Source organism: Ruegeria sp. ABV3_008 (genome assembly GCF_056161185.1).
The window spans coordinates 234855-257821 of record NZ_JBSWYP010000005.1 but is presented as its reverse complement, the minus strand read 5'-3'; the positions used below and the strand labels follow the sequence as shown (position 1 = coordinate 257821).

Genomic DNA, 22967 nt, shown 5'->3' with positions numbered 1-22967 from the left:
TCAAAAACTCGGAGGCCCAATATGCCCAGTCTGGACAACCATGTTCTGATGCACCTGAAACTTGAACGCTGGTCGCAGGATCACACCCTTCGCGCCTATGAGATCGAGCGTGAACTTGCAGCCGATCGACACCGCGCACAACCCGCGCGCCGCAAAAGATCCCGTAAGTTTTCCCTCGGGAACCTGAAATTGTTGTGGACCAACGTGGCCTAAACCGAGAAATCCGCCTTGGCGCGAAACTTCATCGCCACGCCCCCCTCGGGGCTTTTCAGGCGCAACTCCTCGGAATGCAGCATGAGGCGCGGGAAATCGCGCGCTGCGCCTTCGGCGTAAAACGGGTCACCCAGAATCGGGTGGCCCAAGGCCAACATGTGAACGCGCAACTGATGCGAGCGACCGGTTTTCGGAAACAGCCGTACGCGCGTCGTACCGCCTTCGTATTTGACAACACGCCAATCGGTGACGGCCTGTTTGCCCGTGTCTTGGCACACCATCTGACGCGGTCGGTTGGGCCAGTCGACGATCAGTGGTAGATCAACCGTGCCCGTCTTGGCTTCCAGCCGCCCCCAAACACGGGCAATGTAGGTTTTGCGGGTTTGTCGCTGCTCGAACTGCATGCTCAGATTGCGTTGCGCGTGGGGCGTCTGCGCAAAGACCATCACGCCCGAGGTATCCCGGTCCAACCGATGCACCAACAGGGCCTGCGGAAACACAGCCTGCACGCGGGTCATTAGGCAATCCGCCAAATGCGCACCACGCCCCGGCACCGACAACAAGCCCGAGGGCTTGTTCACCACAATCAGTTGCGCATCTTCATGCAGCACATCCAGCGGTGTCTGGGGGGGATCGTAGGTCTCGCTCATGCCCGCGTGCCTATCCCACAGCGCCACTTCCCGCAACGTCGTCCTTGCGTGCGGCGCGCGTATCGTGAACCGTTGAGGCAAAAAGGGGAGAGGTCATGCATCCAACAATCGAACGTATGCAAGAGGTTGTCGCCAAAGGGGACGAAGCCCTCATTCACGAGCTTTTGGCCGAGGACGTCCGCTTCATGCCGCCCACCTACTACAGCACATGGACCGGCCGCGCGCCGGTTGCGGCCGTATTGAGCCATGTGGGCAAGGTATTTTCCGACTTCCGCTACCGGCGGATCATGGGCAGCGGCAATGACTGGGCGCTCGAGTTTCAATGCAAGGTCGGAGATCTGGATGCGGTCGGCGTGGACCTGATCACGCTGAACGACGACGGATTGATCCAGCATTTCGAGGTTGTGATGCGCCCTCACAAGACCATTGGTGCCCTGCGTGAAGCGATGATGGCCCGTGTGATGACCGACCCCCGGTTTCTGGAATTCAAATCCGCCCTAAGCTGATCATGTCAAATCCGATTGCCGCCGATCAGATTCTGCGTGTGCCCCTGCTGCCGGTTCTGGCGGCTCAGGGCTTGGCCGTACGCCGCAAAGCCCAGTTGCTGCCGGAACCGATTGGTCCGCGCGAAGGGCGAACGGGCCGTGGGCCTCGTCTGCGATTGTTGATCGCGGGCGATAGTTCCGCCGCCGGCGTAGGCGCGGGCACACAGGATCAGGCGCTGTCAGGCCATTTGGTCAAACACTTGGCACGGCATCACTCGGTCGAATGGCGGTTGGAAGCAACAACCGGACACACAACACGAGACACGCTTGAGAGGTTGCAAGCGATTGATGGCACATTCGATGCGGTCGTGACAGCGCTCGGCGTAAACGACGTGACCCGAGGCGTGACCTACAAACGCTTCGTCGAACGGCAAAACCAGTTGGCCAGGATATTGACCCAACGCCTCGGCGCGCGACGCGTTGTGGTGACAGCAGTGCCACAGATGAACCGCTTTCCGTCCCTTCCCCATCCTTTGGCTTGGGTTTTGGGTCGACAATCCACGCGCCTGGATCGTGGTCTGCAACAGGTCGTTGCCGCCCATCCGCAACTCCGACACTTGTCACTGGATTTACCGGATGATCCCGCTCTGGCGGCGCCGGATGGATACCACCCCAGTCCCAAAACCTACGCGATTTGGGCTGAAAGCGCCGCGCGGCTTCTACTTCAGGCCTGAGCCCGCGCCTGCCGGATCATCGGGATCGAATACACCACAAGCGCCGCCCAGATCAGAGGGAAGGCAATCATTCGGGCCCGGTCAATCTGTTCTCCGAACACGGCGACTGCGGTTATGAAGATCATGGTGGGCGCGATGTATTGCAGAATGCCCATCGTCGACAGCCTGACGAGCTTGGCCCCATTGGCATAGACCAGCAAAGGCACCGCCGTCACGACGCCTGCACAGGACAGCAAGACAGTATCCGAGGCCAAAACCCCGAAATGCCCAGTCCCTTGAACCGCCAGCCAGGTCACATAGGCGATCGCCGGGATCAAAAGGATCAGAACCTCAAGCAGAAACCCCTGATTGGGGCCAATCGGCAGAGACCTTTTGAAGAAGGCATAAAAACCCCAACTCACCATCAAACCCAGCGCCGCCCAAGGAAGACGCCCAGCCTCGACCACCAGAACCAGAACACCCATAGCCGCCAAACCGACGGCCACCAGTTGCATGCGCGTCAAAGGTTCTCGCAGCAACACAGCGCCCAAGGCTATACTGAACAAAGGGTTGATATAATACCCGAGCGCCGCATCCAACGCATGGCCGGTTGAGATCGCCCAGACGTAAATCGCCCAGTTCACCGAGATCAGCCCCGCCGTCAAAGCCGCCATTCCCAACATCTTGGGATTGCCCAACGCCGCCCTAAGGTCTCGGGTCCGCCCCAGAATGACCAGAAGAAGCCCTGCCACCGGCACCGACCAGATGACCCGATGCGCCACAACCTCAACCGGGCCAATATGGCTCAGCGCTTTCATATAGAGAGGCAGGAAACCCCACATGACATAGGCTGAAACCGCCAGCACAAACCCTTTTGGGGTGTCCGCATTTTGTGAAGGTGAGGAGGCAGTCGCCACGGGAAATCTCCGACAAGTATCGGACCCATTTACGGCAGTTCCTGAAGGGTTGAAAACTCTGAAAACAGTGAAGTCGCACATAACGAATTGTGATGGGTCGATTTCGAACTCGCGCTATTTTGCGAGGCTCTGCGTCGCGCTCCAGGATATTTTTGGCCAGATGAAGACCGGATCCCCTGCTTCATCTGGCCCTAAATATCTCGGGGGAGTCGCGGCTTGCCGCGGCGGGGGAAAGTCCCCTGTTCTGCGGTCTAGACTTTCACGCGCTCGGACTTGGGATCATACATCGGCTTCAAAGACGCCTCGGCCTTTACTTTGACACCGCAAACGTCGATTTCGTAGCTCGATGCAAGAACATCCGCAGCTTTTTCGCCTTCACACGGAACGTAGCCAAGACCGATCGCGCCACCCAGAGTGTGTCCGTAGTTGCCCGAACTCAGATAGCCGACATATTCACCGTCACGCACGATAGGTTCGTTGTGGAACAATAGCGGATCGGCATCGGTCAACTTGAACTGCACCAAGCGGTTTTTGGGGCCAGTCTCTTTCCGCGCGATCACGGCTTCGCGGCCGATGAAGTCGCAGCCCTTGTCGACCTTCACGGCAAAACCAAGCCCGGCATCAACCACGTGGTCTTCACAGGTGATGTCATGCCCAAAATGGCGGAAGCCCTTTTCGATGCGGCAGCTGTCCATCATGTGCATACCACACAGCTTTAGACCCATATCCTGCCCGGCTTCGTGTAGCGTCTCGAACGCATGACCTGCCATGTCAGAAGAGACATAGATCTCCCAACCCAGCTCTCCCACATAGGTGACGCGGTGCGCGCGGGCGAGGCCCATGCCAAGCTCAATCTCTTGCGCGGTACCAAATGGGTTGGTCGCGTTCGAGAAATCGTTGGGTGAGACTTTTTCGAGCAAAGCGCGCGCGTTCGGTCCCATGATAGCCAGAACGCCTTCGCCGGCAGTCACATCCGTGATGACCACGTTGAAGTTGCCCGCATTACGCTGCATCCATGTTTGATCCGACAGACGGGTCGCGGCTGGCGTGACGACCAAATAGGCGGTCTCGGTCAGGCGGGTCACGGTTACGTCGGCCTCGATCCCGCCGGTGCGGTTCAGGAACTGGGTGTAGACAATCTTGCCATTCGGCACCGAGTAGTCGCCACCGCCGATATAGTTCATGAATGCCTCGGCGTCGGGGCCTTCGACGCGGATTTTCCCGAAGGAGGACATGTCATACATGCCGACATTCTCGCGCACCGCGCGGTGTTCTGCGGCAGAGTTTTCGAACCAGTTCTGACGCTTCCAGCTATATTGGTATTCGCGTTCCTGACCTTCATTCGCGAACCAGTTGGCCCGCTCCCACCCGGCCAGTTCCCCCATGACCGCACCTTGCTCAAGCAGGTGGTGGTGAAACGGAGTTCGCCGCACCCCGCGTGCAGTGGCTTTCTGACGGTACGGGAAATGATCAGCGTAGAGCAGGCCCAGAGTCTCTTTCGAGCGCTCGAACAGGTACTGCTTGTTGCCTTGGAACGGCTGCATCCGGCTTATGTCGACATCGCCCAGATCAAACGGCTTCTCACCGCTGTCCATCCATTCGGCCAGCGCCATGCCCGCGCCACCGGCCGACTGGATACCAATGGAGTTAAAGCCCGCCGCGACCCAGACATTGTCCATCTCGGGCGCAAGACCCAGGTGATAGGCATCATCGGGGGTAAACGATTCAGGTCCGTTGAAGAAGGTGTGGATACCGGCTTCGGCCAGCATCGGCATACGGTTCACCGCCGCTTCGAGGATGGGTTCAAAGTGGTCGAAATCCTCGGGCAGTTGATCGAACTCAAAGCTGTCGGGGATACCATTCATGCCCCAGGGCTTGGCCTTCGGTTCAAACGCACCCAACAGGATTTTGCCCGCGTCTTCTTTGTAGTAGGCGCATTCATCCGGGACGCGCAGAACCGGCAGCTGGGTCAGGCCATCGATACCCTCGGTCACAATGTAGAAATGCTCACAGGCATGCAACGGAACGTTCACGCCTGCCATGCGACCCACTTCGTGGCCCCACATCCCGGCGCAGTTCACCACCATATCGCATTCGATATGGCCGGAGGCGCTGCCATCGTCGGCAACCCAGTCTACACCGGTGACCTTGCGTCCTTGTTTGACGACATCGGTGACCTTCACACGCTCTTTCACAATGCCACCGCGCTGGCGCGCACCTTTGGCCAGAGCAAGCGCGATATTCGCCGGGTCACCCTGCCCGTCCAGCGGCAGATACACAGCCCCTTTGACATCTTCGATGTTGAGATGCGGATACAGCTCGGCCACGCGTTCATTCGAGATCTCTTCGACCTCAACGCCAAAGGCGCGGGCCATGGCGGCCTGGCGGTAGATCTCTTCCTTACGCTCTTCGGTCAGCGCGACGGTGATTGAGCCACAGCGTTTGAAACCTGTCGCAACACCGGTTTCTTCCTCGAGCGAGCCGTAGAGCTCCTGACTGTACTTCGCCAGCTTGGTCATGTTCGCCGTCGCGCGCAGCTGCGCGATCAGACCGGCCGCATGCCAGGTCGTGCCGCTGGTCAGTTGCTTTCGCTCAAGCAGCACAACATCTTTCCAGCCCTTCTTGGTCAGGTGATAGGCAACCGAGCATCCGATCACGCCGCCGCCGATGATGACCACGCGGGCCTTGCTGGGAAGATCAACCATAGTGAAGACTCCGTTGGTTCAGGTTTGTCCCTGAATGGCATGAAAAATCGGCGCGGAATCCATCAAAAACGTCATCGCATCCGCAAAAATCATCTCTGCGCGGCTTGTCTCTTTTGTTGGCGCATCACAAAGGGCGTCACACCGAAAAAACTCCGGTAAACCGATGAGAACCCGTTCGGGAAACCGCAGGCCAAACCTATTTCACGCACGCTCATGGTGGTGTTCAGCAATAGGTTGTTGGCCTTGGCAAGCCGCATTTCGCGATAGAACCCGTTAGGTGTGGTGCCGAAGAACGCTTTGAACTTCCGCTCAAGCGATCGGTTCGAGATATTCAGGCTGTCCACGAGATCCTGGATCGGCAAAGGGTCTTCGATGTTGGCCTGCATCAGCTTGATGCACTGATCCAGCTTCTTATCCCCAGTCGCGGTGTTTTTCGCGCCCGAGAAGGGCTGCATCGACGAAAAATCGCGGATGTTTTCATGCAGCATGACGTCCGCCACGGTCAATTGCGTGGGCCCCGAGATATGCCGCCCAATCACGACCAGCGCGATATCGGTGGTGGCCCCCATACCTGCACAGGTGACAACTGCGCCGCGCTCGGTTGCGATGGACAGTTTCGCCTCGAACCGAGCGCCGCGCTCACGCAGGAATGAGGCGTTTTCCCAATGGGTTGCCAGATCGGCTGTGCCCTGCTCGTCGATATACCGGCTTGCCGCTTCGGCCAACAAAAACACCTGTGCGCCGCGATAGGTATAGTTCGACACCACCCGACCCAAAGACAGGTCGGGGTGATCCGGGTTAGAGTTTCCGATCACAAACAGATAGGTGGCAGCGGGTTGGGTAGGCACGGTTTCGGTCTGAACCGTTGCGTCGCTGCTGCTGGCCACCGGACCACCACGTAGGGATCGGTAAGTATAGGTGAACGGCGGCGTTGCAGACACCCGATTGGAAATCCGCAGAACATCCACCAGAGACGCGAGTTCCAACAGCACAAAGCCCGGCGCCACCAGAATGTCGAAATGCACGGGGCTGGTCTGAAGCGTTGTGGGGGCTGGCGATGGTGTCTCGGACATACCGTTCCCTTGTCGGTTCAGACGATCCGATGACCGGCTGCTTCCAGGCGACGCGCGAGGGCCTCGATATGATCCGGGCCAATCTCGCAGCATCCGCCAACGATTGTCGCGCCTTGGTCGACCCAGGCCATCGCGTGGTCGGCATAGGCCTCGGGGCTGAGATCGTGGCGCTGTGCGAGACTATCAACCGTGGGGGCGTCTTGCAAAAACCCCTCGGCGATATGCGTGAAGCCGTTGGCATATGCACCATATGGCAGCCCCATGCCTGACAATATCTCAAGCCCGGCTGGAACCGCTTCGGGACGGGTGCAATTGATCAGCACCGCTTGCGGATTGTAACGCTCGACCAAGGGGGCAATCTGATCCAACGGCTCACCGGATCGCAGACGCGTTCCGTCCTCATCCATCGGAGACAGGGCCAACCACACTGGTTTCCCGCAGCCAGCAGTGCCCCTCAGGGCGCCTTCGGCCTCCATCACCGAAGAGACGGTTTCGATCAGAATCAGATCCACACCATCCCCCATGAGCGCGACCAGTTCAGCGAATTTGCGTCCGGCCTCTTCCGGATCAGGCTCGAGATCGGGTCTGTAGGAGGCCAATAGCGGCCCGAGCGCTCCGGCAATGCGCCCGCCATTCCCTGCGCGCGCCAGATCGGCCTGAGACACGGCGGTGTGGATCAATTGCGCCAACTGGTCCTCGATCCCTTCGCGCACAAGGCGCGAGCGGTGGACGGCATAGGTGTTGGTTGTCGCAACTGTGGCCCCGCGCCGGAAGTATTCGGCATGAACCTCGCGCACCAATTCCGGTTGATCCATCATCACCCGCGTCGACCAGAGCGGCGTCGGTTGATTACCGCTGCGATTGACCAGCTCCTGCCCGATCGAGCCATCTAACAGAGTAATTTCGGCCATGTCATAAACTCCTTACGGGATCAGCACCAATTTCCCCGGCAACGCTTTGGATTGGAAATCCTCTTGTGCCTTAGCAATATCCCTTAGGGGATAGGTGCGGGAAATCAAAGGCTTGATCCGACCGGCATTCATCAGCTCAGCCAGACGGCCAAACACCTCAGGCGATTGGTGAGTGCAGCCGTGAATGGTAATATCGCGCAGGTAGATGTCGCGCAGATCGGCCTGCACCATCGGGCCTGCAATCGCACCTGATACAGCGTAGTGCCCGCCGGGTTTCAGGGCCAGCACGAGGCGCGCCCATTTAGGGCCTCCAACCACGTCAATCGCGACGTCGAACATGTCTGCAGGTAACGCAGCATCGCGATCAAAGGTCTCAACCGCGCCTTGGGATTTCACAACCTCGGCCTTGGCGGCACCGGTTATGCCCCAGACGGACGCGCCGCGCAGGCGGGCCAGTTGCACCGCCGCCAGACCGACACCGCCCGAAGCGCCCGTGATCAGCACCTTGTGGCCAGCGGTGACCCCGGCGCGGGTCAAAAGGTTCTCGGCCGTGCCAAAGGCGCAGGGAATGGCCGCGATCTCGGTATCTGACAATGGCGAGGCAGAGACATCGTAGAGATCATTCGCTTCGACCAGACAGTATTGGGCAAAGGCGCCATCAATCTCAGAGCCTAAGGCAATAAACCCCTGTGGATGGCCAGGTCGCGGGCGCGGCAGATTGATCGGGCAGGTCACGCGCTGACCGGGTTGAAACCCTGAACCCGGACCGGCTGCTTCGACAATGCCGCACAGGTCGCCGCCTTGAATTCGAGGGAATTGAAGCGCGCCGCCCCACCCTCCGGCATCGATATCCTGATCGACGTCATCGGTGGCCCCGGTCACGTCCGAAGAGTACCACCCGACCCGCGTATTGATATCGGTGTTGTTGACCCCGGCAGCTGCGACGCGGACCAGAACCTGCCCGGGACCGGGCGTTGGAACGGGAATATCCTCGCGCCACTGCAAAGCCTCCGGCCCGCCGTGATGAGTGAGGTAAACGCCGGACATATGTGCAGGGATCGTCATTTCAGCCTTCCGATTTGGACTTTGGTGAAAGGCAGACTGGGGCCCGCCATGGGCCCCAGCTTGGAGTTTTGTGCCAATTTGGCAATCCCCAAAGGGATCAGGCGCGCAGACGCTCGTTGGCGGGATCCCAGAGCGGCTGGTCTTCCTGCACCACAGCCCGGTACTTCTGGCCGTAGATCTCAACCTCAAGCTCTGTGCCCGGGTTTGCGACCTCGGTCTTGACCATGCCCAGCGCGATAGACTTGCCAACACGATAGCCCCATGCGCCCGAGGTCGTCTCGCCCACGATCTGATCGCCCTGCCAGATGCAGGACATGTAAGGCGCGTCGCAATTGCCTGCGTCCACTGTCAGCGTGACAAAGGATTTCTTCACGCCCTGCTGCTTTTCGTTCAGGATCGCGGCCTTGCCGGGGAAGTCTTGCGGTTTGTCCAGTTTAACGAACCGCTCCAGCCCGCCTTCCAGCAGCGAGTAGTCGGTCGAGAGATCACCCTTCCAAGCGCGGTAGCCTTTCTCGATCCGCAGCGAGTTCAGGGCGTACATACCGAACGGGGTTGCGCCGGCGTCGAGGATAGCGTCGTAGATCGCTGGCATATCCTCGTTGAGGGCGTGAACCTCCCAACCCAGCTCTCCGGCAAAGGAGACGCGGATCAGGAAGGCCGGTTTGCCCGCAACCGTCGCGGACTGATGCGTCAGCCAGCCGGTGGACAGATCCGCATCGCTGAGGCCCGAGAGGATCTCACGCGATTTCGGGCCGGTCACGATCAGCGTGTCGCGGGTGGTGGTGACGTCCTCGACCGAAACACTTGCCGGCATGGCGGACAACAGGATGTCGCGGTCGTGCCACTGCGCGGTGGCGGCTGTGATCATCACGAACTCATCCTCGCCCAGACGAATACAGGACATCTCGGTCAGGATACGGCCACGGTCGTCCGAAATGTAGACGAGGTTGATGCGGCCAATCTTGGGCAGACCACCGGTGATCAGGCCACGCAGAGCTTCTGCCGCTCCTTCACCTTTGACCATGAAACGCGAGAAGCCCGGCAGGTCCAGCACGCCGCAATTGTCGCGGACAGCTTCGCACTCTTCCTTGATGCGCTGCTCCCACGGGCCCGAGCGGCCCCATGTATGCGTGGCCTCAAGCGAGGTGTCGTCGCCAGGCTTGGCAAACCAGTTGGCGCGTTCCCAGCCGTTATAGACGCCCATGACTCCGCCCAGTTCTTTGACCTTGGCGTGGACTGGCGACAGCTTCTTGTCGCGCGCAGCAGGCCATTCATGGTGCGGGAAGTGCATGGCGTATTCGTTGCCGTAGACCTCCATGCCCTTCTGGTTGCAGTAGTCCTGATCGGTGTAGTCGGTGTAGCGGCGCGGATCGACGGCCCACATATCCCACTCGGTGTGGCCATCGACGATCCATTCGGCCAGCACCTTGCCTGCACCGCCGCCCTGCGCGATGCCAAAGGTGAAGCTGTGCGCCTCAAACGCGTTTTTCACACCGGGCATTGGGCCGATCATCGGCAGACCGTCCGGCGCGTAAGGGATCGGGCCGTTAATCACGCGACCAACGCCCGAGGTTGCCATCAGCGGAACCCGTTCCATCGCGTCCGTGATGATGTCCTCAATCCGGTCCAGATCGTCGTTCCAAAGCTGGAAGCTGAAATCCTCTGGCATCGGGTCGTCTTCTGTCATCCACTCGCCCTTGCAGTTGGGCTCGTAGGGGCCAAGGTTGAAGCCGTTCTTTTCCTGACGCAGGTAGTATGAGATATCCACGTCGCGCAGCAGAGGCAGTTTGCCACCGTTTTTCTTCGACCACGCCTCAACCTCGGGGACTTCGTCGGTCAGCAGGTACTGGTGGCTCATGACCATGGCGGGCACCATGCGGCCGCCATAGGGTTTGAACATCTCACCAACGCGCTGCGCGTAGTATCCGGCTGCGTTGACGACATAATCACAGGCGATATCGCCCTTTTCGGTGTGAACGGTCCAAGTGCCGTTATCGTGCTGTGTTACATCGGTGGCCGGGCAGAAGCGGATGATCTTTTGGCCCAGATCACGCGCGCCTTTGGCGAAGGCTTGTGTCAGCTGCGCCGGATCGATGTCGCCATCGGTCGGGTCGTACAGCACGCCCTCAAGATCGTGGGTTTCGAGGAACGGGTAGCGCTCTTTCGCCTGCTCCGGGGTCCACATCTCCATCGGAATGCCCTGGTACAGGCCCATCGACATGGCGCGTTCGAATTCCTGCATGCGCTCTTTGCTATGCGCCAAACGGATCGAACCCGAAACGTGGTAGTTCATCGGATAGTCGACCTCTTCGGCCAGACGCGAATATAGCTCGGTCGAATAGCGCTGCATGTTCATGATCGCCCACGAAGTCGAGAAGGTCGGCACGTTGCCCGCCGCGTGCCATGTAGACCCCGCAGTCAGTTCGTTCTTTTCCAGCAGAACGCAGTCCGTCCAGCCCTTTTTCGCCAGATGATACAAGGATGAGCAGCCGACAACGCCGCCACCGATGATGACCACACGGGCCTTGGTTGGAAAATCACTCATGTGTTTTGATCCTCTGTTACTGTGCCCGCTGGGGCAGATCGTCTGAGATGTCGTAGTAGTCACCCTTGTCCGCGACAAAGATGTGCTTTGAGAGTTTCAGGCCCGTCGGTGCGCTGAGCGCCCCCATCGAGATCGAAATCGTGTCTTCTTCATTGTGCTGCCAGAACAGGAATGAACCGCATTCGCTGCAGAACCCGCGCCGGGCGGTCTCTGAGGCGCGGAACCAACGCAGCGTGTCACTGGCGGTGAAGCTCAGGTTGTCCTGATGCGTCCATGTCGATGACCAGACATGACCCGATTGTTTGCGGCACTGACCGCAATGGCAGGCAGAGGGCGGCGAGAGGTCTCCGTCAATCGTAAACGCAACTTTGCCGCAAAGGCAGGATCCCGTCTGCATATAGCTACCCCCTTGCTGCGGGCGCAGAGCTGGCACCCAGCAACACGCCATAGATGATGAAACAGGTCGCCATGATCCGGCGGACCCAGATATTGAACACAGTGCCCAACGCCGCCTTGCCCATCAGCGCGCCCAACAGCGTAAAGCCGGTGTAGCTGAGCGTCGTAATGACCAGAGCGGTCGGCATGATCACCCCCATCTGCTGCCAGATCGGGACGTCGGGCTGCACAAATTGCGAAAAGGCCGCCAGATAGCCAGCAACGCTTTTCGGGTTGATCGTCGCCACCGTCAGCGCATGCAGATAGACGTGCCGCGCCGGGCGTTCAGTGGCAGGCGCTGGCCGTTTCGCGTTGATCCATCCGCGAATACCCACCCAGATCAGGAACCCTGCCCCGACCAGTTTAGCGAAGAAGAAGGCGGTAGGTGAGGCTGCGATCAGGGCCGTTACACCCAGCGCTGACAAGATCAGAAACGCGCTGGCCTGTGTCAGGATCGCAAGCACCCCAAGCATCGCCTTCGGGAAGGGCAAGCTCATGCCGTTTGAAATACAATTGACCGCATTCGGCCCCGGAGTGGTGACGAACACCACCCAGAACAGCGCGAAAATGGTCCAGGCCTCAAAGCTCATCAGTACACCGGAGGCGCAATGACCCAGATGGCCACGGCGGGCTCATCATAGGGGTTTGCCCATTGATAGGGTTCGTGTTTGATGCGGAAACTGTCACCCGGCCCGACCTTGAAGTGCCGTGCACCGATCGTCAGGTCCAGTTGGCCCGAGATCATATATCCGACCTCCTGCGTTGGCCGGTCCGCGGGTTTTTGCATTTTGGATCGGGGCTCAAACGTGGAATGCACCATCTCGAAATCATCGGTCAGGTCTGGCGACAGCAGTTCTTCGATCAGACCTTCTTCACCCGAGCCCATAGGACGTCGTGAAACGGCGCGAACCACATAGCCTTGCTCCTCAACCGGAGCGGCAGAATGCGAGAACAGCATCGACATGGGAACGCCCAGGCATTCCGCGATCTGACGCAGGTCCGAGATTGAAGGGTCGGACATATCCCGCTCGACCTGACTCAGCCACCCGACCGAGCGGTTTAGGCGGTCGGCAATTTCAGTCAGCGTCAAACCTCTTGCCTTGCGTAAGGCCCGCAAGTCCGCTCCGAGCGTCGCGCGCTGAGGGGTTTGCGTGTTCAAAGCCAGACTCCGATTCTCGTGAAATTCCTTTTACGTTTTTCACGATGCCTCAGTTCCGTGAAATTTCAAAGCATTTTTTCACGACAAATCATAAGACCAGAGACCAAACCCAAGTAACACAAGGATTTAGTTAGGGTTGCAGCTAGGCGGAGAAAACGTTCTGAAGAATTTTGGTCAGTTCGGACGCGTCCACATCCGTGAAAGCATCCGGCTGGTCGCTGTCGATGTCAAACACAGCAATAACGGCGCCCGAGGCATCGTGCACCGGCAAAACAAGCTCTGACATTGTAGAAGATGCGCAGGCGATATGACCCGGAAAGGCATCCACATCCGGAACCAGCTGCACCTCACCCGTGCGCGCGGCTGCGCCGCACACGCCGCGCTCGAACGGGATGACCAGACAGCCGTGACCACCCTGGTACGGGCCGATCTTCAGCAGGCCCGGTTCGGTGACGCGGTAGAACCCTGTCCAGTCAAAGCGATCATCGGCGTAATGCACCTCACACGCGATGGTCGCCATCAAGGAGATCTGATCGGTTTCGCCTTCGGTCAGCGAGGCGATGGTTTTGGCAAGGGTGTCATAGTCGACGGTCATATTAGCGTTGCTCCGATCCGGGTCTTGGGGGGGGGCAACGCCCCCAAGACCCGGAGTATTTGCAAAAGCGCAGAGGGTCAAACGCGTTCAATGGCGATTGCCGTGCCCTCTCCGCCACCGATACAGATCGCAGCGATCCCACGTTTCAAGCCGCGTTTTTCCAGAGCGTTCAGAAGGGTGACCATGATCCGGGCACCAGATGCGCCGATTGGATGGCCCAGGGCGCAGGCTCCGCCATTGACGTTGACCTTGTCGCGCGGCAGGCCCATTTCGTGCATGAAAGCCATCGGAACCACGGCGAAGGCCTCATTCACCTCCCACAGGTCGACATCGTCTTTGGTCCAGCCCAGACGCTCCAGCAGCTTTTGGGCGGCAGGAACCGGAGCGGTTGTGAACAGGCCCGGTGCCTGTGCATGGCTGGCGTGGCCCAAAACGCGCGCGCGGACGGTTAGTCCTTTCGCTTCAGCGGCGTCTGCCGAGGCTAGAACCATAGCGGCCGCTCCGTCAGAAATGGAGGAGGAGTTTGCCGCCGTCACCGTTCCATCCTGACGGAAGGCTGGTTTCAGCGTCGGGATTTTCTCGGGTCTGGCGGATTTGGGTTGCTCATCCGCCTCAAGCACCAGCGCCCCTTTGCGGGTTTGCACGGTGATCGCAGCAATTTCCCCATCAAAAGCGCCACTGTCCTGAGCGGCCAACGCGTTCGAGAGAGATCGCAGCGCGTATTCATCCTGCGCTTCGCGGGTGAACTGATAGGTCTCGGCGCAGTCTTCGGCAAACGTTCCCATCAGGCGGCCTTTGTCATAGGCATCTTCAAGCCCGTCCAGAAACATATGGTCCACAACCTGCCCGTGCCCGATCCGCGCACCGCCGCGCATCTTGGGCAGCATATAAGGCGCGTTTGTCATACTCTCCATCCCGCCCGCGATCATGGTATCTGTGTGGCCCAATGCGATCTGATCAAACGCGATCATGGCGGCCTTCATACCCGAACCGCACATCTTGTTGAGGGTCGTTGCGGGCACCTCTTCGCCCAACCCGGCGGCAAACCCCGCCTGACGCGCTGGGGCCTGCCCCTGCCCCGCTGGAAGCACGCAGCCCATCAGGACTTCGTCGACAGTGTCCGCACCTGCCTGCTGCATGGCGGCGCGAATCGCGGTTCCGCCAAGTTCGGTTGCGGGAACACCATCGAACATGCCCTGGAACCCTCCCATTGGTGTACGGGCCGCGCCTGCGATCACTACGTCTTTCATCGAAAATCCCTCCTCTTGCCGGAACTTGAATACCGAATGGTAAGATTTGCCGTCTAGCGTATTTCTACGACGCAATTTCAGCTGAAAAGGGCGGTCAATCATGGGGCTGACCAGCACAACTACCGAAGGGGCACAGATCATCACCGTTCATTCGGAACGGATAGATGCGGCCATCGCGATCCAGTTCAAGGAAGACATGCGTCGCGAAACAGAAACCGACGCAACGCGCATCGTTCTGGATCTGGCAGGCGTGGAATTCATTGATTCAAGCGGATTGGGGGCCATCGTCGCCTCGATGAAACAAATCGGTGGCGAACGCCGGCTGGATCTGGCCGGGCTGCAACCCGTGGTCGAAAAAGTGTTTCGCCTAACGCGAATGGACACCGTTTTCAGGTTGTTCGATTCCCTCGATGACGCGCTGTCGGCGCAAGCAGAGTAATGCGGCCAACGTAGATGTGCGTTGCGCCGTCCAGTGATCAAACCTGCCTGCAGCTAAGCTTTCCGGCGATTGAAGCGGAAGCCAGCGCTGGCATTGCGGAATTGAGTGCAGGCCTGGCCCGCCACGGCTTGCCTGTCGAAAAGACGGATGACGTAAAGATTGCCTTGGCGGAAGCAATCAACAACGTCGTCGAGCATGCCTATTCTGGCATTGAACCCGCCAAAGTGCAGGTCTGTTGCCGGTTGGAACACAACCAGCTGGACATTCTGATATCGGATACGGGGCGTCCGCTGCCTGGCTGCAAACCCCCGGATGGGACACCGGCCTCGGTTGAGACCAGCCTGCAGGACCTGCCAGAAGGGGGTTTCGGGTGGTATCTGATTCACGAACTGACCAGCGAGATTCGGTATGAGCGTCGCGATGGCTGCAATCTGTTGTCACTGCGGTTCGACGTCCCAATACCCGAATGACCTGAGGGATTTGACGCGAAATGGCCACAATAAGGCCTTTTTCGAACCATTACGCCGCCCCAAACGACTGTCAAACATGTCACCGTAGCTCAGATAGCTTCCCTCGGCGCCAAGTGTCACAGCCCCCACCCAGTGAACGGCGCCGAGGAACCTCCCTCCCCTCATTGAAGAACTGGACAATCATTCCCTGCGCGATAGTTTCGCGGTGTTCAAAGTAAGGGGATGATGATGCGGGATTTACACAAGCCGGGCCGGTCCGAAGTTCTGGCCACAAATGGGATGTGTGCGACTTCGCACCCCCTTGCAGCGAAAGTCGCCGTCGACATTCTGGAACGCGGCGGCAATGCCATGGATGCAGCCATTGCCGGGGCGGTCTTGCTGGGAATTTGCGAGCCGCAGATGACCGGTTTGGGCGGCGATTGCTTTGTCCTCTACAATCGCGCGGGAGAAACCGAGATTCGCGCGTTGAATGGCTCAGGCCGGGCACCTGCTGCTGCGCAAGCCAGCGCGCTGCGGGAACTAGGCTTGACCTCGGTGCCTTTGACCAGCCCTGACGCGGTTACGATCCCGGGCGCGGTCGACGCGTTCTGTCATCTTAGCCAAACCGAAGGCCGAGTGGGGCTGGATGCAATTCTGCAACCGGCCATTCACTATGCAGAGCAGGGTGTGCCGGTTGCTCCACGCGTTTCTTTCGACTGGCACAACGGCGAACCGACCCTCCAAGGGGCCGCGCGGGATCACTATCTGATCCACGGGCAAGTCCCCAAGACAGGTCAGGTCTTCCGCGCGCCAAAACAGGCGGAGGTCCTGCGGCGGGTCGCAAAGGATGGCCGGGAGGCCTTCTATTCAGGTGAAATCGCGGAGGATATGATCGCCACCCTTTCCGCCTTGGGGGGCCTCCACACCGCCGAGGATTTCCAATCGACCCAATGCACTCCCTCCGAACCGATGCGTGGCACCTATCAGGGCATTGATCTGGTCGAGCACCCCCCCAACGGCCAAGGCGCAACGGCGATTTTGCTACTGAATATCCTCAAGCATTTTGACCTTGCCAGCATGAACCCATTGGGCGCGGAACGGGTCCACATCGAGGCCGAAGCTACGAAACTGGCCTATGACGCACGCAACCGCTTCATCGCAGATCCCGATCATATGGCGCGGGCCGAGCGGTTTTTGGACAAAGACATCGCCACATACCTCGCGGCTTTGATTGATCCAAAACAGGCCATGCCCGCTGCCGCCCCGCTGACCGAAGCGATCCACAAGGACACCGTCTACATTACCGTCGTCGACCGCGATCAGATGGCCGTGTCGTTGATCTATTCGATCTTCCACAGCTTCGGCTCGGGGATCGCATCCGAGAAATACGGCATCTTGCTGCAAAACCGCGGCGCAGGCTTCACCCTGCAAGCCGGGCACCCAAATGAGCTGGGTGGCGGCAAACGCCCGATGCACACGATCATTCCCGGCATGCTGGCCGAGAACGAACGCGTTACGATGCCCTTCGGCGTCATGGGTGGGGCGTATCAACCCACAGGACATGCGCGGTTCGTGTCAAACCTGATGGATTTCGGTTTTGACCTGCAAGAGGCCATCAACGCCCCCCGTGCCTTCGCCGACGGAGGCATCCTGAAGCTCGAGCGCGGGTTCCCCGAAGCGGTTGCTCAACAATTAAGCGAAATGGGTCACACTGTGGAGGTCCCAGAAACTCCACTGGGTGGCGCACAGGCCATACGAATCCGTGAAGACGGTGTTTTGGAGGGGGCCAGTGACCCCAGAAAGGACGGTTGCGCGTTAGGATATTGATCAACGCGCAGACGCGTCGCCCCGCTCAGTTCAGATGGAAGTGCAGCGGGTATGACCCATCTTCGAATGGGCCGAACATGTTGGGGATGTCGGGATGCTCAACCGGCTCACCCGATCGATCCTCGATCAGATTTTGTTCTGAAACATAAGCTACATAGAAGGATTGGTCGTTCTCAGCCAACAGGTGATAGAACGGCTGATCCTTGATCGGCCGACTGTCTTCGGGGATGGCTTCGTACCATTCCTCGGTATTCGAAAACTCTGGATCCACGTCAAAAATCACCCCTCGGAAGGGATGTTTCTTATGTCGCACAACTTGTCCCAGGCCGTACTTGGCATGTGTCTTTAGCATTGTTTCAGCCCCCAAAGAGGTTACTACCTCTTTCCGGGCAGAAAAGCCAATCATTGATGTGAAATTAAGGGAAACAGTCTGTGAACCTCTTACTGACAGTGTTCGAAATTGCGGCACCAGTGTTCCTTTTGTCAGCAATCGGCTTTGTCTGGGTCAAGCTTGGCTTTGAATACCGCCTACAATTTGTGACGCGTTTTGCGATGACGCTGGCAGTCCCCAGTCTGATTTTCGTGGCCTTGATGCAGACCGAAATTCCGGGTGGTGACCTGTCACGGTTCACTCTGGCCACCATTGCGGCCAATCTGGTTCTCGCGGTCGTGTTCTGGGTCATAGTAAAGGTGCTAAAGCTTGAGCAACGCACCTACCTTTCGCCGCTGATCTTCGGAAACACCGGCAATTTAGGCCTTCCCCTATGCATCTTTGCATTTGGTCAGGCCGGTTTGGGATATGCCGTGATCTTTCTGGCCGTGACCGCGCTGTTTTCCTTTACCTACGGGATCTATCTGGTCGCGGGCAAAGGCGCTTTTGGACAGGTCATCCGTCAGCCCATGGTCTGGGCCACGCTGCTGGGGGCGCTGTTCTTGTGGCAAGACTGGGAAACACCTCTGTTCCTAACCAACACCTTGGATTTGCTGGGGCAAATGGCTGTTCCGATGATGCTTGTAACCGTTGGTGTGGCAATCGCGCGCCTGACCTCTCGCAGTCTTCACCAGGCCATTTGGCTGTCGCTTCTCAAGCTGGTGGTCTGCTTTGCCCTCGGATGGGGCGTTGCCATCCTCTTCGGGCTTGAAACCATCGCATTCGGTGTTCTGGTCTTGCAAATGTGTACCCCGGTCGCTGTCACTTCATACCTGCTGGCCGAGCGGTTTGAGGCCGACGCAGACGCCGTAGCAGGCATGGTTATGGTCTCAACGGTGCTGTCTGTCGCCGCGTTACCGGGTGTTTTGGCTATCGTTCTGTAACGATTGTGATTTCCTCAGCGCTCAATCTGCGCTAGAATGCCTGAAAAAAGGCACGAGGCACATGAGCAGAATTCTATTCGTACTCCTAGGGGTGCTGCTTTTGGCATCCTGTGGTGGCGGGTCCAAACAGCCACCCAGCAGACTAAATGACGCGTGCAGCATTGCGCGCGAGAAACCTGACTACATCAAAGCCTTCAAAAAAACCGAGCGGAAATGGGGTGTCCCTGTTCACGTTCAGATGGCGACGATCTATCAGGAAAGCCGCTATCGTCACGATGCGCGCACCCCGCACCGCTATGTGCTGGGCGTGATCCCGATGGGTCGGCAGAGCAGCGCCTTTGGCTATAGCCAGGCCCTGGACGGCACGTGGGAAGAATACCAGCGTGAAACCGGCAAACGCCGCGCCAAGCGAGATCGTATTCGCGACGCGTCCGATTTCATCGGCTGGTACATGAACAAAACCTACGAGCGGAATGGCATCAACCTGGGCGACACGCGCAACCAGTATCTGGCCTATCACGAAGGCCATACGGGTTATGCGCGCGGCAGCTACAACCAGAAATCCTGGCTGTTGAATGTGGCCAGCGATGTCGATGCACGGGCCAACCTGTATCAAGCTCAGCTGGCCAGCTGCCGCTATTGACTTGGGCGGGTCAGCGGTCGCTGGACCCGACCCGCTTTCCGTTTGAGAACAAGCTCTGATCGAGGCGTCCGCCCTCGGTCAGCTCTCCCAAAAGAACAGTGGTTTGGGAGCCTGCATTGTCGTGGATCACCCATTTACGCAGCTCGACGGGGTTGTCCGTGAACATCAGCTCAATCCGCCCCGACTCGGGGTTTTTTGGGTCCTGTGCCGTCACAACGGTTGCAGTTCCATCAAAGTCGTGACCAACGACCATATTGGCCTGCCCCAGATTCACGTTCCGAGCCAGCACAAGTGACAGAGGCGTCCGTTTCAGTGGGTACTGTTCGGGCGGCTGGTTGGATTTCGGGTCAAAGATCTGAACACTCCCCGAACGCGCAAGGACAACCGCGCTGTCGGGCGGATCATATTCGAACCGCATCTTCCCGGGCCGCTGAATCCATAGCTTGCCCGTACTTAGCGAGCCGTCATCATTCACTTGGGTAAAGCTGGTCTGAACCGTTTTCATCTTGTTCAGATAATTGGAGATCTCCGACAGCGGCAGCTTGTCCGCCGCCCATGCGGCAGGCGCGGCCAGTGTCAAAGCAAGGGCAAAAGCAATCTGTTTCATACGACTCAGATAAGGCTTCTGCCCTTGTTATTAAATATCCTACTGCTCGGGGACGAGGATTTCCCGCTTACCGACGTGATTTGCCGCCGAAACAACGCCTTCGTCCTCCATCTGTTCGACCAAACGGGCGGCCTTGTTGTAGCCGATGGCAAGTTTCCGCTGGATGTAAGATGTCGAGCATTTGCGATCCTTGATCACAATCGCCACCGCCTGATCATACAGCGCATCTTCGCCATTTGTGTTGCCACCGGTGTTTAGGCCCAGAACGGCGTCAATATTGTCGGCTTTTTCCTCAGCCGGGCCATCGACCACACCGCTCATGTAATCGGGCGGACCGAATTGCTTCAAGTGGTTGACGATTTCTTCGACCTCTTCGTCCGAGACAAACGGGCCGTGGCAGCGGGTGATCTTGGCACCGCCAGCCATATACAGCATGTCACCCTGCCCTAGCAGCTGTTCAGCGCCCATCTCACCCAAGATGGTGCGGCTGTCGACCTTCGATGTCACCTGGAACGAAATCCGTGTCGGGAAGTTCGCCTTGATCGTACCGGTGATCACGTCGACCGAGGGGCGCTGCGTGGCCATGATCAGATGAATACCCGAAGCCCGCGCCATCTGCGCCAGGCGCTGGATGCAGGCTTCGATCTCTTTGCCCGCGACCATCATCAGGTCGGCCATCTCGTCTACGATAACGACGATGTAGGGCATCGCCTCGGGCGCAAACTCTTCCGTCTCAAAAGTAGGCTCGCCGGTTTCATCGTCAAAGCCCGTCTGGACGGTACGGCTGAACATCTCGCCCTTGGCCAGCGCGTCCTTCACGCGACCGTTGTAGCCGGCGATGTTACGGACACCCATTTTGGACATCTTGCGATAGCGATCCTCCATCTCGCCCACGACCCATTTCAGGGCCACAACCGCCTTTTTCGGGTCGGTCACAACGGGCGACAGCAGATGCGGGATGCCGTCATAAACCGACAGTTCCAACATCTTGGGGTCGATCATGATCAGGCGGCATTCATCCGGCGACAGCTTATAGAGAAGCGAAAGGATCATGGTGTTGATCGCCACCGACTTACCCGATCCGGTCGTCCCTGCGATCAGGAGGTGAGGCATTTTCGCCAGGTTCGCCACAACGGACTCGCCCCCGATATCCTTGCCCAACGCCAAGGGCAGTGCATGGTTGCCATCGCCGAAATCACGGCTGGCAAGGATTTCGCGCAGTACTACGATCTCGCGGTTTTCGTTGGGCAGTTCGATACCAATGACAGAGCGCCCCGGCAGGGTCGAAACACGAGCCGAAAGCGCCGACATCGAACGTGCTATATCGTCGGCCAGACCGATTACACGGCTGGCTTTGAGGCCCGGGGCCGGTTCCAGTTCATACATAGTGACCACGGGACCGGGGCGGACACTGACGATCTCACCCTTCACCCCGTAGTCGTCCAGCACGTTCTCCAGCATCCGCGCGTTTTCTTCCAGCGCCTCGTCACTCAGATGATGACGCTGAATGCTGGCCGGGTTGGACAACAGGCCCAAGGGGGGCAGTTCAAAATCGGAATGCCGTTCCTCGAACGACAGGGTCGGCTGCGCTTCGGCCTGTGCTCGACGGGACGGCGGCGGAGTGCGACGGACGGGTTGGGCAACAACCGGCTTGCGCGGCTCGGCCACTGGGATCTTCACGGCTGGGCGCTGTGGCACAACCGGCTCAGGTGTCGCCGTATCTTCGAACACCGCGTCATCGTCGAAATCATGCGCGGCGTAGTCATCCTCGGGCATGTAGTTTGCCTCGGGTGCATAGTCGGGTTCGGGCTGATAGTCATGCGCCGTGTCTTGCCACGTCGGTTCAGCCGACAGAACAGGCTCCGGCGGCAAGCCAGCGGTCATGGACGGTTCAGGCGGCAATTCATCTGCCCCTCTGGGATTGAAGATCAGCGGGTCCGGTCCACGACCGCGGCCCTTGGTCAGGGGCAGGTTCGGGTCATGTTCCGGAGCCATCTCACCGGTCGCCACCTTACGATTGCGCACAGCGGCCGAAATCTTCGAGCGGATACGATCTTCACCCGGCATTTCATCGAAACCCTGCACAGGCATGGCTTCGACCAATTCAGGCTCTGGCAGCGGCTCGGGGCGACGGATCAGGGCAGGCATCCGGGCCAGCAGGCCGGTTTTCGGGGCAGGTTCGGGATCTTCCTCCGCCTCTTCGAAGATTGGGTCATCAAAGGCGATCTCATCGTCGAAAACGGGTTCGATCCGCGCAGCCCGGTGTTCTTTCCATTGTTCACGACGCTCTCGCGCGGACTGTACCGTGGCCGAGGCACCCCGACCCAGCAGGTTCATCAGCATGTCGTAGGACATCACCAGCCCCAACAGGAAGGCCCGCGTTCCACGCGCAACATCAACTTTGGTGAAGCCCAGAACAAAAATACCCAGCGCCAGCATTCCGACGGCCATGGCCAGCGACATCAGCTTGACCAGGAAGTGTGAGGAGATCGGCAGAAGCGTCAGCAAGGCCCCCATGACGGTGTCGCCAAACAATCCGCCCAACCCATAGCTATGGGTCGCGCGCCAAACCTCGCCTGGAACCAGAGTGGCGGCGTAAACCGAGACAATGGCAATCCAGATCGGCGCAAAGATCAGCCGCGCCACGGCGCGGTCTTCGCCGAAATGACCGGCAAAACGCACACCCCAACCAATCAGAACCAGCGCGATCCCCCAGCTGCCCCAGCCAACGATCATGAACAACGGCGCAGCGATCGAGGCACCGATCCGCCCCATCCAGTTTTGTACCGGCGCATCGGTCGAGACCATCCAGTTCGGATCTTCCGGCGTGTAGGACCATATCATTGCCGCAGCGGCCAGCCCCAACAGGATCAGAGCGATCCCGATCAATTCCTTCGTGCGCCGCTCAATCGCGGCTTGAGTCGTGCTGTCCAGTAATGGATCGCGGTTGCGCGCGTTCAATGATGCCATTT

General features: G+C 58.9%; 23 protein-coding genes. 8 read left to right on the top strand and 15 right to left on the bottom strand.

Annotated elements, in window-relative coordinates; translation table 11 throughout:
- Positions 1-21 precede the first annotated feature (21 nt).
- Positions 22-213, top strand: a complete 192-nt coding sequence (locus ACXAH8_RS11455; RefSeq protein ID WP_475218494.1) for a hypothetical protein — start codon at positions 22-24, stop codon at positions 211-213.
- Here ACXAH8_RS11455 and ACXAH8_RS11450 read toward each other — a convergent pair.
- Complete coding sequence (locus ACXAH8_RS11450) at positions 210-863, bottom strand: RluA family pseudouridine synthase (protein WP_475218492.1); 654 nt, start codon at positions 861-863, stop codon at positions 210-212. The genes ACXAH8_RS11455 and ACXAH8_RS11450 overlap by 4 nt on opposite strands.
- 95 nt (positions 864-958) lie before the next feature.
- Here ACXAH8_RS11450 and ACXAH8_RS11445 point away from each other — a divergent pair, with 95 nt between their 5' ends.
- On the top strand, positions 959-1369 hold the full coding sequence (locus tag ACXAH8_RS11445) for a nuclear transport factor 2 family protein (protein WP_475218489.1): 411 nt from the start codon (positions 959-961) through the stop codon (positions 1367-1369).
- 2 nt (positions 1370-1371) lie between these two features.
- Positions 1372-2082 carry an SGNH/GDSL hydrolase family protein gene (locus tag ACXAH8_RS11440; RefSeq protein ID WP_475218487.1) on the top strand — a complete coding sequence of 237 codons (711 nt, stop codon included), beginning with the start codon at positions 1372-1374 and terminating at the stop codon, positions 2080-2082.
- Here the strand turns inward: ACXAH8_RS11440 and rarD are convergent.
- From rarD to ACXAH8_RS11385, 11 genes are all read right to left on the bottom strand, one after another.
- The gene (gene rarD / locus ACXAH8_RS11435; protein ID WP_475218485.1) at positions 2073-2978 is read right to left on the bottom strand and encodes an EamA family transporter RarD; all 906 of its coding nucleotides are present in this window, start codon (positions 2976-2978) and stop codon (positions 2073-2075) included. The genes ACXAH8_RS11440 and rarD overlap by 10 nt on opposite strands.
- A 251-nt stretch (positions 2979-3229) precedes the next feature.
- Positions 3230-5683 carry a GcvT family protein gene (locus ACXAH8_RS11430; RefSeq protein ID WP_475218483.1) on the bottom strand — a complete coding sequence of 818 codons (2454 nt, stop codon included), beginning with the start codon at positions 5681-5683 and terminating at the stop codon, positions 3230-3232.
- A gap of 89 nt (positions 5684-5772) precedes the next feature.
- Positions 5773-6756 (bottom strand): GlxA family transcriptional regulator, encoded by a 984-nt coding sequence (locus ACXAH8_RS11425; RefSeq protein WP_475218481.1) that lies wholly within the window; start codon positions 6754-6756, stop codon positions 5773-5775.
- Between the two features lie 17 nt (positions 6757-6773).
- Positions 6774-7667, bottom strand: a complete 894-nt coding sequence (locus ACXAH8_RS11420; protein WP_475218479.1) for a homocysteine S-methyltransferase family protein — start codon at positions 7665-7667, stop codon at positions 6774-6776.
- A 12-nt stretch (positions 7668-7679) separates the two neighbouring features.
- Entirely contained in the window at positions 7680-8732 is a 1053-nt protein-coding gene (locus ACXAH8_RS11415) for an alcohol dehydrogenase family protein (RefSeq protein WP_170690658.1), read from the bottom strand.
- A gap of 97 nt (positions 8733-8829) precedes the next feature.
- A complete protein-coding gene (locus ACXAH8_RS11410) occupies positions 8830-11277 on the bottom strand; it encodes a GcvT family protein (protein ID WP_475218477.1) in 2448 nt (815 codons plus the stop codon).
- A gap of 16 nt (positions 11278-11293) precedes the next feature.
- Complete coding sequence (locus ACXAH8_RS11405) at positions 11294-11674, bottom strand: GFA family protein (protein ID WP_475218475.1); 381 nt, start codon at positions 11672-11674, stop codon at positions 11294-11296.
- Positions 11675-11678: 4 nt separating this feature from the next.
- A complete protein-coding gene (locus tag ACXAH8_RS11400; protein WP_475218473.1) occupies positions 11679-12302 on the bottom strand; it encodes a LysE family translocator in 624 nt (207 codons plus the stop codon).
- The gene (locus tag ACXAH8_RS11395; protein WP_475218471.1) at positions 12302-12871 is read right to left on the bottom strand and encodes a helix-turn-helix domain-containing protein; all 570 of its coding nucleotides are present in this window, start codon (positions 12869-12871) and stop codon (positions 12302-12304) included. The genes ACXAH8_RS11400 and ACXAH8_RS11395 overlap by 1 nt, the downstream gene beginning before the upstream one ends.
- 142 nt (positions 12872-13013) lie before the next feature.
- Positions 13014-13466, bottom strand: coding sequence for a GAF domain-containing protein (locus ACXAH8_RS11390; RefSeq protein ID WP_475218469.1), 453 nt, complete (start codon positions 13464-13466; stop codon positions 13014-13016).
- A gap of 77 nt (positions 13467-13543) precedes the next feature.
- Complete coding sequence (locus ACXAH8_RS11385) at positions 13544-14716, bottom strand: thiolase family protein (protein WP_475218467.1); 1173 nt, start codon at positions 14714-14716, stop codon at positions 13544-13546.
- A gap of 100 nt (positions 14717-14816) precedes the next feature.
- Here ACXAH8_RS11385 and ACXAH8_RS11380 point away from each other — a divergent pair, with 100 nt between their 5' ends.
- The 3 genes from ACXAH8_RS11380 to ggt all read left to right on the top strand — a co-directional run bounded on the left by ACXAH8_RS11380 (position 14817) and on the right by ggt (position 17431).
- Positions 14817-15155: an STAS domain-containing protein gene (locus ACXAH8_RS11380; protein ID WP_475218465.1), complete on the top strand. Its 339-nt coding sequence runs from the start codon at positions 14817-14819 to the stop codon at positions 15153-15155.
- 14 nt (positions 15156-15169) lie between these two features.
- Positions 15170-15625, top strand: a complete 456-nt coding sequence (locus ACXAH8_RS11375) for an ATP-binding protein (RefSeq protein WP_475218463.1) — start codon at positions 15170-15172, stop codon at positions 15623-15625.
- A 228-nt stretch (positions 15626-15853) separates the two neighbouring features.
- Entirely contained in the window at positions 15854-17431 is a 1578-nt protein-coding gene (gene ggt / locus ACXAH8_RS11370; protein WP_475218461.1) for a gamma-glutamyltransferase, read from the top strand.
- A 25-nt stretch (positions 17432-17456) separates the two neighbouring features.
- On the opposite strand, the gene hspQ is transcribed toward ggt, so the two are convergent.
- Complete coding sequence (gene hspQ / locus ACXAH8_RS11365) at positions 17457-17783, bottom strand: heat shock protein HspQ (RefSeq protein ID WP_170375556.1); 327 nt, start codon at positions 17781-17783, stop codon at positions 17457-17459.
- Positions 17784-17863: 80 nt separating this feature from the next.
- Between hspQ and ACXAH8_RS11360 the strand changes: the two genes are divergently transcribed.
- Positions 17864-18745, top strand: a complete 882-nt coding sequence (locus ACXAH8_RS11360; RefSeq protein ID WP_475218458.1) for an AEC family transporter — start codon at positions 17864-17866, stop codon at positions 18743-18745.
- Positions 18746-18806: 61 nt separating this feature from the next.
- Complete coding sequence (locus ACXAH8_RS11355) at positions 18807-19388, top strand: transglycosylase SLT domain-containing protein (protein WP_170375559.1); 582 nt, start codon at positions 18807-18809, stop codon at positions 19386-19388.
- Positions 19389-19398: 10 nt separating this feature from the next.
- Here the strand turns inward: ACXAH8_RS11355 and ACXAH8_RS11350 are convergent, their stop codons facing one another.
- Complete coding sequence (locus ACXAH8_RS11350) at positions 19399-19995, bottom strand: LolA family protein (protein ID WP_475218456.1); 597 nt, start codon at positions 19993-19995, stop codon at positions 19399-19401.
- A 39-nt stretch (positions 19996-20034) separates the two neighbouring features.
- Positions 20035-22965, bottom strand: a complete 2931-nt coding sequence (locus ACXAH8_RS11345; RefSeq protein ID WP_475218454.1) for a DNA translocase FtsK — start codon at positions 22963-22965, stop codon at positions 20035-20037.
- Positions 22966-22967: the final 2 nt, after the last annotated feature.

What these genes read in the sequence shown, in the direction of transcription:
- ACXAH8_RS11450 (WP_475218492.1), bottom strand. Translation starts at nt 863, where the DNA reads ATGAGCGAGACCTACGATCCCCCCCAGACACCGCTGGATGTGCTGCAT.
- ACXAH8_RS11345 (WP_475218454.1), bottom strand. Translation starts at nt 22,965, where the DNA reads ATGGCATCATTGAACGCGCGCAACCGCGATCCATTACTGGACAGCACG.
- ggt (WP_475218461.1), top strand. Translation starts at nt 15,854, where the DNA reads ATGCGGGATTTACACAAGCCGGGCCGGTCCGAAGTTCTGGCCACAAAT.
- ACXAH8_RS11405 (WP_475218475.1), bottom strand. Translation starts at nt 11,674, where the DNA reads ATGCAGACGGGATCCTGCCTTTGCGGCAAAGTTGCGTTTACGATTGAC.
- ACXAH8_RS11400 (WP_475218473.1), bottom strand. Translation starts at nt 12,302, where the DNA reads ATGAGCTTTGAGGCCTGGACCATTTTCGCGCTGTTCTGGGTGGTGTTC.
- hspQ (WP_170375556.1), bottom strand. Translation starts at nt 17,783, where the DNA reads ATGCTAAAGACACATGCCAAGTACGGCCTGGGACAAGTTGTGCGACAT.
- ACXAH8_RS11410 (WP_475218477.1), bottom strand. Translation starts at nt 11,277, where the DNA reads ATGAGTGATTTTCCAACCAAGGCCCGTGTGGTCATCATCGGTGGCGGC.
- ACXAH8_RS11350 (WP_475218456.1), bottom strand. Translation starts at nt 19,995, where the DNA reads ATGAAACAGATTGCTTTTGCCCTTGCTTTGACACTGGCCGCGCCTGCC.
- ACXAH8_RS11380 (WP_475218465.1), top strand. Translation starts at nt 14,817, where the DNA reads ATGGGGCTGACCAGCACAACTACCGAAGGGGCACAGATCATCACCGTT.
- ACXAH8_RS11425 (WP_475218481.1), bottom strand. Translation starts at nt 6,756, where the DNA reads ATGTCCGAGACACCATCGCCAGCCCCCACAACGCTTCAGACCAGCCCC.
- ACXAH8_RS11355 (WP_170375559.1), top strand. Translation starts at nt 18,807, where the DNA reads ATGAGCAGAATTCTATTCGTACTCCTAGGGGTGCTGCTTTTGGCATCC.
- ACXAH8_RS11430 (WP_475218483.1), bottom strand. Translation starts at nt 5,683, where the DNA reads ATGGTTGATCTTCCCAGCAAGGCCCGCGTGGTCATCATCGGCGGCGGC.
- ACXAH8_RS11385 (WP_475218467.1), bottom strand. Translation starts at nt 14,716, where the DNA reads ATGAAAGACGTAGTGATCGCAGGCGCGGCCCGTACACCAATGGGAGGG.
- ACXAH8_RS11440 (WP_475218487.1), top strand. Translation starts at nt 1,372, where the DNA reads ATGTCAAATCCGATTGCCGCCGATCAGATTCTGCGTGTGCCCCTGCTG.
- ACXAH8_RS11455 (WP_475218494.1), top strand. Translation starts at nt 22, where the DNA reads ATGCCCAGTCTGGACAACCATGTTCTGATGCACCTGAAACTTGAACGC.
- ACXAH8_RS11445 (WP_475218489.1), top strand. Translation starts at nt 959, where the DNA reads ATGCATCCAACAATCGAACGTATGCAAGAGGTTGTCGCCAAAGGGGAC.
- ACXAH8_RS11390 (WP_475218469.1), bottom strand. Translation starts at nt 13,466, where the DNA reads ATGACCGTCGACTATGACACCCTTGCCAAAACCATCGCCTCGCTGACC.
- ACXAH8_RS11415 (WP_170690658.1), bottom strand. Translation starts at nt 8,732, where the DNA reads ATGACGATCCCTGCACATATGTCCGGCGTTTACCTCACTCATCACGGC.
- ACXAH8_RS11420 (WP_475218479.1), bottom strand. Translation starts at nt 7,667, where the DNA reads ATGGCCGAAATTACTCTGTTAGATGGCTCGATCGGGCAGGAGCTGGTC.
- ACXAH8_RS11375 (WP_475218463.1), top strand. Translation starts at nt 15,170, where the DNA reads ATGTGCGTTGCGCCGTCCAGTGATCAAACCTGCCTGCAGCTAAGCTTT.